The sequence below is a fragment of the Brevinematia bacterium genome (assembly GCA_039630355.1).
In the GTDB taxonomy this organism is placed as follows: Bacteria; Spirochaetota; Brevinematia; order DTOW01; family DTOW01; genus SKYB106.
The window spans coordinates 1-16,067 of the sequence record JBCNVF010000067.1 but is presented as its reverse complement, the minus strand read 5'-3'; the positions used below and the strand labels follow the sequence as shown (position 1 = coordinate 16,067).

General features: G+C 38.6%; 5 protein-coding genes. All 5 read left to right on the top strand.

Annotated features, from left to right (window positions below):
• Positions 1 to 682 (top strand): ATP-binding protein (locus tag ABDH28_05040; GenBank protein MEN2998381.1); only part of this gene is annotated, 682 nt, incomplete at its 5' end.
• 316 nt (positions 683 to 998) lie between these two features.
• On the top strand, positions 999 to 1,862 hold the full coding sequence (locus ABDH28_05035; GenBank protein MEN2998380.1) for a hypothetical protein: 864 nt from the start codon (positions 999 to 1,001) through the stop codon (positions 1,860 to 1,862).
• A gap of 262 nt (positions 1,863 to 2,124) precedes the next feature.
• Positions 2,125 to 3,924, top strand: coding sequence for an aspartate--tRNA ligase (gene aspS, locus ABDH28_05030; protein MEN2998379.1), 1,800 nt, complete (start codon positions 2,125 to 2,127; stop codon positions 3,922 to 3,924).
• A 254-nt stretch (positions 3,925 to 4,178) separates the two neighbouring features.
• Positions 4,179 to 10,784, top strand: coding sequence for a T9SS type A sorting domain-containing protein (locus tag ABDH28_05025; protein ID MEN2998378.1), 6,606 nt, complete (start codon positions 4,179 to 4,181; stop codon positions 10,782 to 10,784).
• Positions 10,785 to 10,794: 10 nt separating this feature from the next.
• Positions 10,795 to 16,067, top strand: a 5,273-nt coding sequence (locus tag ABDH28_05020) for a hypothetical protein (GenBank protein MEN2998377.1), incomplete at its 3' end; no start/stop codon positions are given.

The window sequence follows — 16,067 nt, the reverse complement described above, 5'->3', positions numbered from 1 at the left end:
ATCAATAATAGGTGGTGGTAGAATACCTAAACCGGGTGAAATAAGCCTAGCTCACAACGGTGTCCTTTTCTTTGACGAACTTCAGGAATTTAAATCAAACGTCTTACAGGTTTTAAGACAACCCCTTGAGGAAGGAATAATTACCATCTCCAGAGCTGAGGGAAGCGTTATCTTCCCTGCAAATTTTATGTTCGTCAGTGCAATGAATGTCGCTAAAGACAACACAGATAGGGTATATTCATCCTCTGACATCCTCAGAATCCTCAACAAGATAAGTACTCCTTTCATAGATAGAATAGACATGCACATAGAAGTACCCAGAGTAAAGTTTAGCGAAATCTCTGAACAAACAAACAACTACTATAACTCCAAATATTATAAAGACAGAATCACAAAAGCCAGAGAAATTCAGGCAAAAAGATTCTCAAAACTTGGGTTAAACATTTCAGTAAACTCAAAGATACCTCCAACCTATATTGACAAAATATGCAATGTCCCCGAATCTTCAAAAAAATTCCTTGAGTTTATAATGACAAAGTTCAAACTCAGTATGAGATCCTACCACAAAATCCTAAAAATCTCCAGAACCATTGCAGATCTTGAGGAAAGCGAAGAGATAAAAGACTCACACATTGCAGAAGCAGTTCAATACAGGGTCCTTGATAAGTTAGTATATTCCTAGAAAACTAATTTAGAGAAATCCAGCTAAGCCAATAAATTCCAAAATTCGGTATCCAAGTACAGCTTTTCCTTCAATTTTCCCGTAACTCCTGTCAAGACTATGTAAACACCCTTCTTAATAGGCACTTAAGAGGTTTAGTGTAGTGAAGTTTTGTAACTGACGAACGTTACCTAGAGGCAAATAGGTAGATAAACAAAAAGCTAAGTCCTATCTACTCGCTCAATGGAAATGGGAATTTATTAAGCTGAAGCTGAAACTGATTTTGAAAGGAGCAAGACAGAATTATATTATATTATAGACACAAGTGGGGAACCATATGAAAAAAAACCTACTCCTGGTTATATTGATACTATCTCATCTAGCTGTCAACGCCCACGTTGCGAAAGACGAGGATATAAAGCTTGAGCTATCCAAGAATTCTCCTCTAAAGGGTAAAACGATACTGGTTTTTCCATCTCCATCAGAGTATACTACTATGGAAAAGGATGAAGATCTAAGATTTTTAGTAGACACTGTGAATTCCTATCTGTCCGAGCTAGGTATTGAGTATGTTGAATATAAAAGAAGCTTAGAACTTAGCAAGAAGTTTGTAGCAGTGTATGAGGAAAAGAGGGGAGAGGCTATGAGTTTAGCTCAAATGCTCGCAAACGAAATCAAAGCTCCAATATACATTGAAGTAGATATTGATATGAAGACACAACCTTATTCTAGAAAAGGATGGATCTTAGTTGAAGGAATAGCAAATATGAAAGTTTACGATTCCGCAACAGCCAGAGGACTTGGGTCTTCACAAAAAGGAGAGAGACTAGTTAACAATGCCTCAGACGAAGGTAAAGCAAAAAAGATAATACTGACCTATATAGCCAAATCCACACTAAAAGATCTGCTTCCCAAATGTGAGAAATACTTGATGAAAGGGGAAAAAATAGAAGTGAAAGCTATAGGAGTTAAAGATCTCAAAGCAGTAAAAGACTTCTCCTCATTCCTCTCAACCTTACCCGGTTCCCAGGAAGTTAGAAGAAAATTAGTTTCAGGAAATCTTGCAGTGTTTGAAATTCTCTACGGCGGGGGAGTTGAAGAGTTTCTTGACGATCTAGCCGAGATTGCAGAAACCTATCCAGAGTATGAGAAGATCAAAGTAGACCAAGCTGGGAATAGTGTTATCGTAACACTACCATAGTTTTAACTTTGCAAAAATTGAGAAGCTTAATATGAAGTATTCCTTAGAACCACCTACACTTACTTTCACTCACTTTTGCATCCTAACCAGTCTCTACTAAGTTTGTAAAGGTTAATTTATGCTAGGCTTCTCGGCTTTTGTTGAGAAAAGAAAGGTAGAACCGTACTCAGTTGCGGATTTTAGATTTTTGTTAGTTTAAATTCCTCTGGTTAATTGATTATAATTACCTCTGCTTTGTAGAAGATTTGGAGAGGACGGTTTTATGGATAAGAAGTGGTTAAGAACAGACTACTGTGGTGAAATTACCGAAAAATACCTTGATAAAGAAGTTGTAGTAAATGGGTGGGTTAAGAGTGTAAGGGATCATGGAGGAGTGATATTCGTTGACCTAAGAGACATCAGGGGTGTTGTTCAGGTTGTATTCAACCCTGAGGTAAATAAAGAAGCTCACAGAAAAGCTGAAGCAATCAGAGACGAATATGTTTTGGCAGTCAGGGGAGTTGTCAAAAAACGCCCAGAGGAGAGTATTAATCCTAACATCAAAACTGGTAAAGTTGAGATCATAGTCACTGACTTCGAGATCTTAAATACTTCTGAAACACCACCTATTCCTTTTGAAAGCGCTAAGATTGTCTCCGAAGACAAGAGGCTTAGATATAGGTATCTTGACCTAAGATCTGAAACGATGAAAAGTAACATTATAAAGAGACACCAGATAACTCAAGCTGTTAGGGAATACCTAAATAGAAGCAATTTTCTAGAGATAGAGACTCCGATGTTGATAAAATCAACTCCGGAGGGAGCAAGAGATTTTGTGGTTCCGAGTAGGCTAAACAAAGGAAAGTTTTACGCCTTACCTCAGTCACCACAGATATTTAAACAAATACTCATGGTATCAGGTTTTGACAGATACTATCAGATAGCTAGGTGTTTCAGAGACGAGGATCTTAGGTCCGATAGGCAACCTGAGTTTACTCAAATTGATCTTGAGATGTCATTTGTTGACATGAACTCCGTTATGAGCACAGTTGAAGAGATGATAAAAGAGGTAATCTTGAAGGTTTATGGGATTGAAATCAGAGATAAGTTTCCTGTGTTTTCTTACGAAGAAGCGATGAATAGGTTTGGTTCCGACAAACCAGATCTCAGGTTTGGAATGGAACTTATTGACATTACTGATATAGCTAGTAGAACAGAGTTTAGAGTCTTTAAGGATGCTATTGAGAGCGGTGGTGTAATAAAGTGTATAGTTGTTGATAGGGGGGACGAGATCCCTAGAAGTGAGATAGATTTCTTGAAAGAATGGGTTACAGAATTTGGTGCTAAGGGGGTAGCTTGGTTTAGGGTCAGAGGGGGAGACTTAGAATCTAACATTACCAAATTCTTTAGCGAAGAAGTCAGAAAGGAGATCATAAGAAAAGTTAACGCTAAGGAAGGATCCCTGCTTCTTATTGTTGCAGATAGGTGGGATATTGCTACCACAACGTTAGGACAGATAAGACTGAGGATAGCTGAGAAACTCAAACTTATGGACAGCGATAGCCTTAAATTCTGTTGGGTTGTGAACTTTCCGCTTTTTGAGTGGAATGAGGAAGAAGCAAGACTAGATCCTTTGCATCATCCTTTTACCGCACCAGTTTATGAAGACATAGATTTACTTGATTCGGAGCCACTTAAAGTCAGAGCCCAGAGTTATGATATTATCCTTAACGGCACTGAGGTGGGAGGGGGTAGTATAAGAATACACAACCAAGAGTTGCAGAGAAAAATATTTAAACTGATTGGTCTTAGTGAAAGCGAAGCGGAAGAAAAGTTCGGGTTTTTGTTGGAGGCTTTTAGGTATGGTGCTCCACCACATGGAGGATTAGCAATAGGACTTGATAGGTTTGTTGCTCTTCTACAGAAAGCAGATAGCATAAGAGATGTAATAGCCTTTCCAAAAACTCAGAAAGCTCTGTGTCTGTTAAGCGGTGCACCTTCACAAATAGAAAAAAAACAACTTGATGAACTAGGCATACTCCTGAAGGAAGAGGAAATAGAGGAAAAAGAAGTAACTTACTGAAACAAGTGTGAAATCTTTGCAAAATCAGTGTAAAAATTTTTCACAACCTTTAGTGTACTCTAGATAGTATTTTTCCCTGAGAGAGTTAGAGTTAGTAGTTTTTTCAGAGACTTCTAAAGTTTGGTACAGTTTTGGCACGAAATTTGTTACAAAGTTTTTAGTTAGGATTTTCTAATCTTTGAAATCTTTCATTTTCAGTTATAACGCTTGTGCAGGAAGATAGGAATATTATCTAGGTGCTACTGGGGGTTGTAATGAAAAGATTTGGGATAGTTCTTTTGACAATATTGTTGGTGCTTTTTGGTAGTTACTCTTCCTACGCTTCTTTGATATTCACTGAAGAGTTTGACAACACTGCAAATATTCAAAGAACAACGATGACGATAATCAATGGAGTTGCTGAGATTGGTTATCCTGACGTGCATGGATGGGTAAACTGGAACAATCAGTGGGGTGACTACGCATACTACAATGGAAACTTTTACATTGTCTGGACTGATGGTAGATATGATGGGCAGTGGCAGGTATTCCTAACCAAGATTAACACTAATGGCAGTATTCTGTTCTCTACTAATGTTGAGGTATCAATGCATGCGGTAACCAACAGCAACTACTATAACTTTGCTAGAATTCCTACTATTTCTGTGTATGACAGTGATCATATATACATCTCTTTCTTACAGTTTTTGAACGGAAAATATTACACTTATACTTCCAGATGGCGAGATTTGGGAAGTAGTTTAGAACTTATTTGGAGTAGGAGAGTAGACAACGGATATGGGGACAATATTTCATACACTCCTATACCGTTCAAGCTTTCTTCAGCAGTTGGTGATAGTAAAGAACTTTACTTGGTTCAGGTTTGGCATAGAATAGGTAGTGGAGAGCTTTCCTTTGTTTCCAAGATACTTCCTAATGGGACTCAAATGTGGCTATCTCCGGGTTCTCCAGGAACTCAGTATCTTACAGTCTTCAATGGTGGTAGTTTTATAATAGCTGGAGAAGCTATCTATAGAGATGGTTTTATCTACGCTTCTGGGCAACATTGGATTTGGAGTCCAAATAGGGATTTTGGAGTTGGTATTAATAAGATATCCACTAATGATGTCTACTCTGCACAGTGGAGCACTGGCACAAATATAACAACTGATAGAGGAATAATTCTAAACTATGCCAGACATTTCGCTCCAAAGGTTTCAATGACAATTCTTGGAAGCAGTTTATACGTTGCATTAGCTGATCAAAGAAACGGTGATATGGATGTTTTCCTAGCAAAAGTTAATACAAACAACGGTGCTAGAGAGTGGACAAAGCTTATTTCAGGAGGTAGTGGAGATCAGGAATATCCCTCAGTATCTTATGATAGTGTTGGCAATCTTTATGTCTCCTACGTTGACCGTTCAAGTGGTATTCCTATTCTCTACCTTGCTAAGGTTGATAAGGATACTGGTGAAGTAAAAGGAAGGATGAATTTTAATAGTGTTCTTTACGCCAACAGTGGTGGATTTTATCTACCAGACTTTTATATAGATAGCATAGGAGCAATATATATCTTTTTCAAGGAGGATGGAGGAGTTGGTAAAGTTAGAGTTAAGGTTGCGAAGTTTGATGAGTTTGGTGGAAATCTCGTTTGGCTTAGAGAGTTACCAGATATACAATTCAAAAAATATTCACATATTCTCTCAAGAAGATTACTACAGAATTTGGTTGGAACCCCAGTAGCTGTTAGAGTAAACTCTACTTACTCCGGTGCACCAACATTTAGAGTCTCTCCTAACGGTGGTATAAACTATTACCTTGCTCCCACAAACCAAACAGTTGAGTTTACTAACCTTGGTAATGATCTAAGGGTTAGAGTTGAAGCTATTGGCAATGGTAACCAATTAGTGGTAGTATCAAACTATACTTTTGAGATCTTGTTTTACTACACAGGTGACTTATTTGCTTCAACAAATTCGCTCTTTACTACCTATGTTGGAAGTAACTTTATATCACCTTCTCCTACTGTCCAGCTACTAACAAACATCACCTTCTCTGATGGGATAAGTAAAGCCATATACTATGTAAAGCTACACAACACAGGAAATACAAATGGACAATTTTATCTCTACCTTACACCATCTGGTTGGCCTGTTTCGGTATACAATTGGGCTAATGTTAATGTATCAACCGCTTTCACCAACGGTGAGTATAGTATCATAGTTCCTACAAACTCCACAACCAACTTTAGAATTGAGGTCTCAATCCCAAGCACCGCTAGCGATAGAGAGTTTCAAGACTTTTCTCTTTACTCAAGTGCCATACAAGGTGGCTATCTCCACGATTCCATAACTCTAAGAGCAATATCTTGGAAGTATCTTCCAGATGCTTTCATTAGTAATGTCTCAGGCATTTCGGGAACAAACCTCTGGGAGATTTCCCCCATAACTCAAGTTTTCTCTAACCTTGTAAACTCAAAGTTTGCAGGGTATGAGACTGTAGTAACCAACTACATAGTCATAGAAAACAAGGGAATCCTACAGGATGTAGTTTTAGTAACCAACAGATTCTACACTACTCTAGGCAGTATAAGTGACTGGAACATAGTTATATCAAACATAACCGATGGGCAGAGTGTATCATTTCCATATCATCTACAGATACCGTCAGGGCAGAGGAAAGTAATTCAAGTTACTGTTTCTGCAAAAACTAACGCTCCAGTGGGAAGCTTTCTGAACCTAGAGTTCTTCTCTTTTTCAACAAACACCCGTTACACTATCTCTGGTGATACAAATGTTTATTATGACGACCTCAGAAAAGATAGTATAAGACTAGTCTTTGAAAACCATAAATATCAGCCTGATCTTATCGTTGCTACTAATCCCTACTTCCTAGGTGGTGTTCAGGATAATAACTACGTTTCAACTAATATCTCCCTCACTCAGTCAATAATGGTAAGAACCGTAAATGATCGTTCTCTCACCTACTACTTCAAACTACAAAACGATGGAGAGGAGGTAGATATTATCCACTTAAGGTCATTTGGTATAACAAACAGCGGTTGGAGTGAAGTTTATTATCTAGGTAGTGATGACATTACTTTAAGCATAACTAACGGCACTAATATAGCTTTAGGTGTTGGTGAAGAATTTGTCTTCAGAGGTGTGTTTACACCAGATTCAACAGTTGAGAGTGGTGTTGAACCGTGGGTTAAGCTGTTAGCTTACACTACCAACTTTACCAACGCTTACGATGTCGTTTACGCAAGACCCAGGAACATAAAAGTAAAACCCGATGCAATGGTAGGGTACGATATTTCTTCAGCAACCAACGGTAACAATGTATACAATTCAACAGGGGCTAACCAGTATATAACTAACGTCATGCTTAAGGGAGGAGTGGAAGTTAGAACAAACGTTGTTATTGTGCAGAACGATAGCACAACCGATCCTGATATAATCAACATTGTTGGAGATAAGGCTAGTGGTAGTTGGTTTATCAAGTATCTAGATCTTTCAGATAACGATATCACACACAACATAACCAATACCTCAAACCTCACATTACCTTTGGGAAGTAGTGTTACATTAAAGGTTGTTTCCTATCCTTTAGCAACTGCGGGAGATGATGAATGGATAGAAATTAAGATCAGAGCTTACTCTTCCTATGTCAACTCTCAAGAAGACGTAGTTGTTATTTCCAACAGAGCTGTTTCCATTAAGCCAGATATGGGTGTTTTCTCATTTATCTCTGGATGGATTGACATACCAACAATATCCACAACTTATCTCGGTCAGGCTAGCTTAAGTAATAAGATAGTAGCCGGTAGAACTAACAATGTAAAGATCAGGCTTAAAAATGATACAGACAGTTTACAAGAATACACTCTAAAAGCTAGTTTGTCAAATATAGGCGGTAGCCTAGCAGACTGGAACTACAGATTTAGGGTTATTGTTGGAAACACTACTAACGATATAACTGCCTATGTTACTAACCTTGGATGGATTAAGTTATACTCTGCAAGAGAGCAGGTTGAGGTTCTGGTAGAAGTTACCCTCACCAATGCCGTTGAAAACAATTTACAAACAACAAACGGTGCTGTAAGCAATACCCTTGAAATAAGGTATGACTTTGTCAGTATGTTGAGGACAAATACAGTTGACAGAGGTATGCATAGTTTTATAGCGGTTAGAGGTCTACCTGATGCATACCATGACAGCATTGGAGGATATGCTGGTATTGATATCATTACTAATACTTTCGTTAGCGAGAACTATTTCCTCTACGGTCTTACTCTTAGGTATCCTAGGGAAGATATAATATTAAGGTTTAAAAATGATGGAGACTTTAGAGATGTGTTTAGGATTTATGCTACAGTTTCAAACGGTAACCAACCTGGAAACCACATAACCAACTGGATCTTCAGATTCTACGACGAGAAAAACAACGATATAACCTCTTTAGTAACCAACACCAATGCTGGTTGGACAAATCTTATAACCAATGGTTATGAAAAGCTTTTGAGAGTTTTAATTGTTAACACCAATGGTTTCGTAAACGACGAGGTGTTTTTCTTCTTCTACTTTGAGACAATCACCTTGCAAAGAAGGTTGGATACCGTCTGGTTTGGAAGTGTTATAACTCCTGGGCTTCCTGATATCGCTATATCTAACATAACTACAGGCATTCTCAGAGGGACAAACCAATTTGCCCCCGATAGTTTTGATTACCAAAAAACAGAAGCTAACGAAATTGGAAGATTTAAACTCGTTCTTAGGAATATTGCTCCTGTTGAGGGAGAACCAGAGTTTAGACTGAAAGCAACTTTCTACGGAGATGTTTCTAAGTTTGAGGTTTACCACACTAATAAAAGTGGAGAGTTTGTAAGTAATGAACTTCTCACCAGTTCTGGCTATACAAATTCAATAAGAAATTATAACAGTGCTAATGGATGGCCTGAAGACAACATATATGTTTACGTGAAACCGAAAAATACCGCAATTTCAGGAGATCTAGTTGTAATAAGGTATGAATTCAGTTTGTATGACAACCCTGGCGTTTTTGATGTAGTGTACATAACAAATAAGGTTGTGAAACCTCGGGTTAGTGTGATGTCTCGTCCTTCAATTGAGAGTACCGTAACAGCCGAGATCCGTAAATATCAATCTTCTTCAGGTAGTTTTGTTGTATCCAATGCTGACAATGTCTGGGAAGAGTTTGTTTTGAGAGCTAGTCAATCTAATCCGGAAGGGTGGGTTGTAAGCTTCTTCACGAACTCAACGGATATTTCTTCCTACATTTTCGGAAGTGGTTTTACCACTCCTAGAATTGAGGGAAGTGGGATAGTCCTTTTCAGCTTTAGAGTTACAAACACCACCGAGCTAGTAAGTGGGACAACCAACATTGTTACTATCAGAGCAATATCAAAGAAAAATACAAACGTTTACTCCGTTTTGAGAGTAGAGATTGTCTATGTTGATGCTATTGCCGATATTTTTGCCCTAGGAAGTGACGAAGACAATAAAGATTCCGCCGGAAAAGGGATCTTAGACGGTGCTATAACGAATAAGATTGAGTTAAATCAGACTAACGTATACACCATATTTTTAAGTAATTCAATAGGCGTTGGAGATAAGGTGAGATTTATTGTAAGTGTTGAGAGTAATCACTCTCCTAACTTTACAACACGTATTCTCTCCGAGAATGGTGATGATATAACTGGAGTGGTTTTTACTTCCAACTATGTTGTAGAACTCAGAGCTGGTGAAAGTAAACATATCAAAGTTTACAGAGTTCTTACAAACACTAATTCCTTGGTCTGCAGTGGATTCTACTCCTATCTAAGACTTTCAATGAAAACCTATGACATTGAAAATAATATCTATGACTTTGTTATCCTGAGAGATGTGGTAGTTGATCCAAGGGTAGATCTAAGAAGTGCCAGTGGTTACGACAACATCTTCTCTTTTACCTCTTACTCTGATGCTGGAAAAGTTGTAAAGACGTTTAAGAATGTTCCAGTTACACTGTATTTAGGTATTATGAATGTTGATGCTGTTGCAGAGAGGTTTTTTGTTAAGGCTAATGTAGGTGGTAATATCTGGGATGTTAAGTATTACGACTGCTCTGACGCAGAAATAACAGAGCAAGTGAGCAACGGTAATTACCTTACTCCAGAAATTCAACCTAGTCAGTTTTACTTCATCAAAGCGGTCATTAAGCCTTCTTTGCAGGCTAGCCCTGCTGATGTGTTTGAACAGTTTATAGAAGTTTGGTCCCTAAAAAACACTAACAGGAAAGATTACGTGACTAACAAGGTGGGGATAGAGAGCATGTTTATAGTTGGTAGCGTTAAAGACAGGAAAACAAAAGTAGGAATATCTGGCCCCATTATTGAGGTAACTGATCCTTACGGAGTTAAAGTTACTGTTACTGGTGATGAAAGTGGTAACTATTCTGCTCCAGTTTACCCAGTCATAGGCGGACTTTACAAAATGAAAGTTGATGCTAGAGGGTATGTAGGTAGTGTTAGCAACATCTATCTGGAAATAGGGACAAATGTAGTCAACTTTGAGTTGGTTTCATTCAATATGGTTGCGGATAAGGTTGATGTGAGAATATTTCCAAATCCCATAGAAGGTGGTAAAGGTGGTAACTTTGTCTATGCTGTTTCTGAGCCTTCTATTGTAACAATCTCAATATACGACATCAACGGAAAACTCGTTAGACATTTGGTAAAAGATGAGAGAAAGGAAAAAGGAGTTTACTATGTGCTATGGGATGGTACTGATGAGAGTGGTGCTTACCTTAGGCAAGGAGTTTACATATTTACCATTAACACAGGTAAAGAGGTAATTGTTAAAAAGTTGTTTGTTAAGTAGGAGGAACCGTATGAGGAGGCTTTTAATAGTTTTCGTTTCTTACTTGTTGTGTTCGGTCGGTTTTGGCGGAATTCTGTACAAGACACCATCTAATACCCTAGTTTGGGAAGAAAATTTTTCTGATGCTTTCCATCTTATGGACAATAATAACTATATCAGCAGTTGGGTCGGAGGAGTCAGAAACGATCGTTATACTCTTTGGTCATGGGACGGCCCTATAGTTGACGTGGTTGTAGACAAACTCTCTTCCAGAGTTTATACAGTTGGAGAACTCGGGGTGCATTCTTACATATCTCCTTCTTCATACTTTTTGGACAATGCACCTTTTAGGTATGATGTTTATGCTCACAAACTCACAACTGGTGGTGTCAAAGAATGGCCCTTAAGTCCAATGACTAGAACTAATACCAATGATACTCTTCTAAGTTGGGCAAATGGCGAAAGTAGGTATCCGTCCGCGTGTGTTGATAGTTCAGGCAATTTGTATGTAGTTTACAGTGATAACAGAAGTGGGTGGAGAATATTTGTCAGTAAGATATCGCCATCTGGTGTAGTGCAATGGGAGGTAGCAGTTGCCAACACTGCAAATTATCAAGCTAAGCCCGTTTACTACGGTGGATTTGTGTATGTTGTCTACTATATTGCCGATAACATAAGAATTGCTAAGATAAACGAAACAAATGGTAATATAGTTGCTGATGTCCAGATCAATACTAGCAGTGGTAACAATTACTATCCAGATGTAGACATAGGTCCTGATAACTATCTTTACGTAGTCTGGCTTAATAACACAGGTGGAACTTTCAACATCAGGGCACAAAGGATAGATCCTACAACTATGAATAGAGTTAGCTGGGGAGGCAATACCAGTGATAAAACTGTAAACATGTATACAAACTATAGTAACGCCAACTACTGGTATTCTGGAGAGGAGACAGTTTCTGCAGTTATTGATGGATACAACTTGTATGTTGCTTTCAAGCTTTACCATAGAAACCTCGCTAAGAGCAAAGTATTTCTCCAGAAGGTCAATTTCAGTGGGGGCAACTTTGTGGTAGTCTGGACAAATAACATTTCCGCTTGGGGGACTAACGATGTAATGGTTGGAAACGGCACAGATGAGGGAACTTACAGTGCAGATGCATATCCTGACTTAGTTGTTGTTGGAAACTCTGTTTTTGTCGTGTGGATAAATCACGGTCCTACGGAAAATGACCATTGCTTCTTGCAAAGAATTGACAAAAACAGTGGACAGATGCTATGGGAAAGAGATGTCAATCTTACCTATAGAGCATGGGTTGCACATCATACTAGAATCGCAAGCGACGGTGCTTTTCTATATGTTATCAGTGCTAACCCCGAGAGAAGGTTAGCAAAACTTGATCAATTCGGAAATGTTATATGGGTTAATGATTTGCTTCTGAATGAGAGACTTTACAATGGTTTTGCTACCTTTAGAGTCAAAAACTTGATCTATCCGGACATTGTAACGGGTTTTGTGCCTCTATCTGCCAAAGTCACTGCTAGCTTTGCCGAAAACCCCAGTGGCGCTTTAGCCCTGTTCTTACTCTCCCCTGAGACTAACTCATCAGGAGCATCCACAAACTATACATCATTCACTAATGGTCAGAGCGGAAACTTTATAAACCAGAAAGGTAATGTGTTTATGTATATCATCCTAAGTAATAGAGTGAATGAGGGAACTAACAGAATAGTCATAACCAATCTCAAAGTTGAGTTCACCGAATACTACTTCAGTGACGGTATGGTAGGTAAGCTACCTTCTGGCTCCGATATGAGTGGGTTAAATGTTATAAGAGGCACTGATAACTATAACCTTGGACAACTTGTTGACGATTATACCTACAATGACGGCGTAAGCTCAGCCAAGGGATTCTTCTATTTTGTAAATAACGCTACTTCAGCCAGAGAGATCAGAATCAGGGGAGATAGGGATAACCCTCCTAACTGGATCGTTAAATACTTCCTTTGCACCAATAATGGCAGTGAGTGGATAGTAGCTCAGGAAATAACCGCTAGCGTGACAAATTTAGGCTTTGTTACCAATCTTCAGCCTTATGCTGGTGGTAATTCCAATATCGTTGCAATAAGAGTTCACCTTACACCTTCGGTAAACCTATCCAGTGGTGATAACTATGTTGTCAAAGGTTATGTTGATACTAGGTTGCCAAATGGTTCTTGGGTGTTATCTGATGTTATTGGCTTTAGAGGCATAGTCAGCAGTGCCAAACCTGATTTGAGAATAAGCAAGGACGGAAGTAATTATCTAGGCAATGATATTATAAACTCCGATGGTAGCGATCAGACCATTGAGCTTAGAATGAACGTAGGTGTTGAAAAACTAGGATTTTTCTATGTTAAGAACACTGGAGGAAATGATAATATTAAAATTCAAGGAACAGGAGGAGATGGTTGGTGGAAAGTTGAATACCTTACCAACGGACAAGATGTTACATCAAGTATAGTTAACGGGAGTTTTACCATCAATCTTCCCTATGGTGCTGAGTTTGGCCCCATTGAAGTTAGGTTCTCCCCAACAAATTCCTCGGTTCCGATAAATGTCCCGAAGAATATCGTTATAAAGGGAATTTCTTCAATTGATCCTACTAAAGAAGATGTAATCAAGTTTGTTATAAGGCCTGTGATTACTAAAGTGGAAATGGTTGTTAGGAAAGCTAACGATAGCACTTGGGTTGGCGGAGGAATGTTCTCACAAGACTATTCTCAGAGAATTAGCAATAGAATTGACAACGGACTCACCAATGTGTACGAAGTTTCCATAACCAACCTAGGCAGTTACAACGAAGAGATAATAGTAAGAGCAAGCAACAGAAGTTTTGCTACTCAATGGAAAGTTGAGTATCTCTTTGGTGGATTTGATATCACAAGTTACATAACTAATCAAGGGTTTGTGCTTTCAAATCTTTCTCCAAGTAACATTGGAAGTAACATAACTGTTAGGATTATCTCTCCGTCAAGCTATCCAAGTGGTGCTAATGAAGTAATGGGTGTGTTTTTTGTTGGAATAGGGGATAGCGATACAAACACCATTTCTAAGCGTGACACCGTTGCAATATACGATAGACTGGTATCAACTAGAGTTGATTGTATAGCCTCATCTTCTCTGTATGGCACCAATGGTTATAACTTCGTAACCTCTGATCCTAGTGCTCAACAACTCTATGGCTATGTGGTATCAAACATTGTTTATACAATCGTGCTTTCAAATCCCTCTCCTTCAGATTTTGAATTTAACGTTAGAATTACCAATGCAAATCCTGTGCAGTGGAAGATATCTGTATCAAATGCTAGTGCAGATATAACCGGAAGTGTCACTAATCCCAGTGGATGGACAACCTCCGTTATCCCTTCTGGTGAAGTTTTATCCTTAAGCTTAGTCGTGCATTCAACTAACGAAACTACAGGCTTTGGTGCAAACCTAGGCGATACTAATAGAGTCGTGATAATCTTAAGGTCACCGCTAAAAGCTGACGTTATGGACGTCTTCTCGGTGTTTAGCGAAAAAGTATTACCTCCAGATTTGCTTGTCAGAAAAACTAATGAACCCTTATACAGAGGACATAACATGTTTACAACAAACGTTCACACACCAGAACAATTGGTTTTCAACTCCTACCAAAATACTGACAGTGATTACAAGGAAGGACTTTTTAGAGTAAAGAACCACAGGCCGGTACCTGAGAATGTAGTAATAAAGGTAAGCGAGGTTCATAGAGACAATATCTGGGAATACAAGATCTATAGATATGTAGGGAACAATATAGACAATCCTGACTTCTCCAATCCTTCAGATTGGTATGAGGTCACTACCGATGTTACAAATGTTTCGGGGATCACCAATTCCGTTACAAATGGCAGTGATGTTCTCTATAGGATAAGTGGTAAGCCGATCAGTGCAACTAATAACAACGATAAACTTGCTCTTAAGTTTGAGGTTTTTGGAACGAGCACTAAACTAAGAGACGTTGGAACATACGGAATAACTTTTGGCGTAGGAATTCCGGACATATATGCTTACGATGGAAGCGGTAGAGGCATTAGAAACACAAACTACACAGTTTCTACAACAAATATCTTTGATAAAGCTTTAGGAGACATTATCGCACTGTATGTAAGTAACCAAAACTCAGACATAGGTGGCGCATTCACTCTCAGAGGTGATGGTAATAAAGAGCAATGGGAGATAAGATACTATTCTAGTGAAGGTGATGATATAACCTCTTCGGTCACGGGAGTAGGATTTTCCTCAATATTTGAACCTTCAGAGGTCAAGACTTTCTATGTAAAGATCAAAGCAATCCCAGGTTCTACTTATAGTTTTGGACAAATGACAAACTTTGACGTATCCGTAGAAAACGATCAGGGCAATAGAGATACCATTAGGCTAGTTTCCATAATAACTGATAGAAGTATACCCGATGTTTTTACACTTTCTTCGTGGAGTAATGTTTACGAAACTACTCCTTCCGCACAGTTGCTTCCAGTGTATATAGGAAAAGGTGACAGTGTTACCAATACTCTATACCTCGGTAACTGGAGAAATTCCCTTGAGACTAACTATCTCTATATTTCTCCTCCATCAGTTGATGATTTCAGCATCAAGATAGAAAGATTTAGCAACAACTCCTGGATAGATATAACCCCTGAAGCTACTAATCTGGGCATTAAGTACTACCTAACTCTGAGCAACAGTGTGGTAACTGCTAGAATTATTATGAAAGTTGATTCTAACACCACTCTACCCTGGAACACTCTGCAAGATTTAGACATTCAGCTTGAGTCTCAGGGTAAGTTAAAAGTTGATAGAGGTAAGTTTAGGTATATACTTGCAGACATGGGAAGGCCTGACATATTTGTCGTTTTAGATGGCGTCACTAATGGATACAGTGTTTATGAGTCTGGAACTCCTGTTGTCCAAATCCTAAACACTGAAATAGAAAAGAGAGTTACCAATATTCTTGATATTATGCTGGGCAACGGTAGAAGTAAACCAGAAGTTATGAAAGTTTGGGCTTCTGGATATCAGTATGCGGAATTTAAACTAAAGTATTACATTTCAACAAACGGTTTAGACTGGAATGATGTCACTCACTCCATCACTAACACCAATGGTATTAATGTCGGGGTTTCGGAGAATAGCAATGTTCTGTTAAGACTAGAGGCATTCCTAACCGTTGCATCAACCAACAATATTGATGATGTTCTTGAAACTTCCGTAAGGCTATACTCTTGGGCGGGACT

What these genes read in the sequence shown, in the direction of transcription:
- ABDH28_05035 (MEN2998380.1), top strand. Translation starts at nt 999, where the DNA reads ATGAAAAAAAACCTACTCCTGGTTATATTGATACTATCTCATCTAGCT.
- aspS (MEN2998379.1), top strand. Translation starts at nt 2,125, where the DNA reads ATGGATAAGAAGTGGTTAAGAACAGACTACTGTGGTGAAATTACCGAA.
- ABDH28_05025 (MEN2998378.1), top strand. Translation starts at nt 4,179, where the DNA reads ATGAAAAGATTTGGGATAGTTCTTTTGACAATATTGTTGGTGCTTTTT.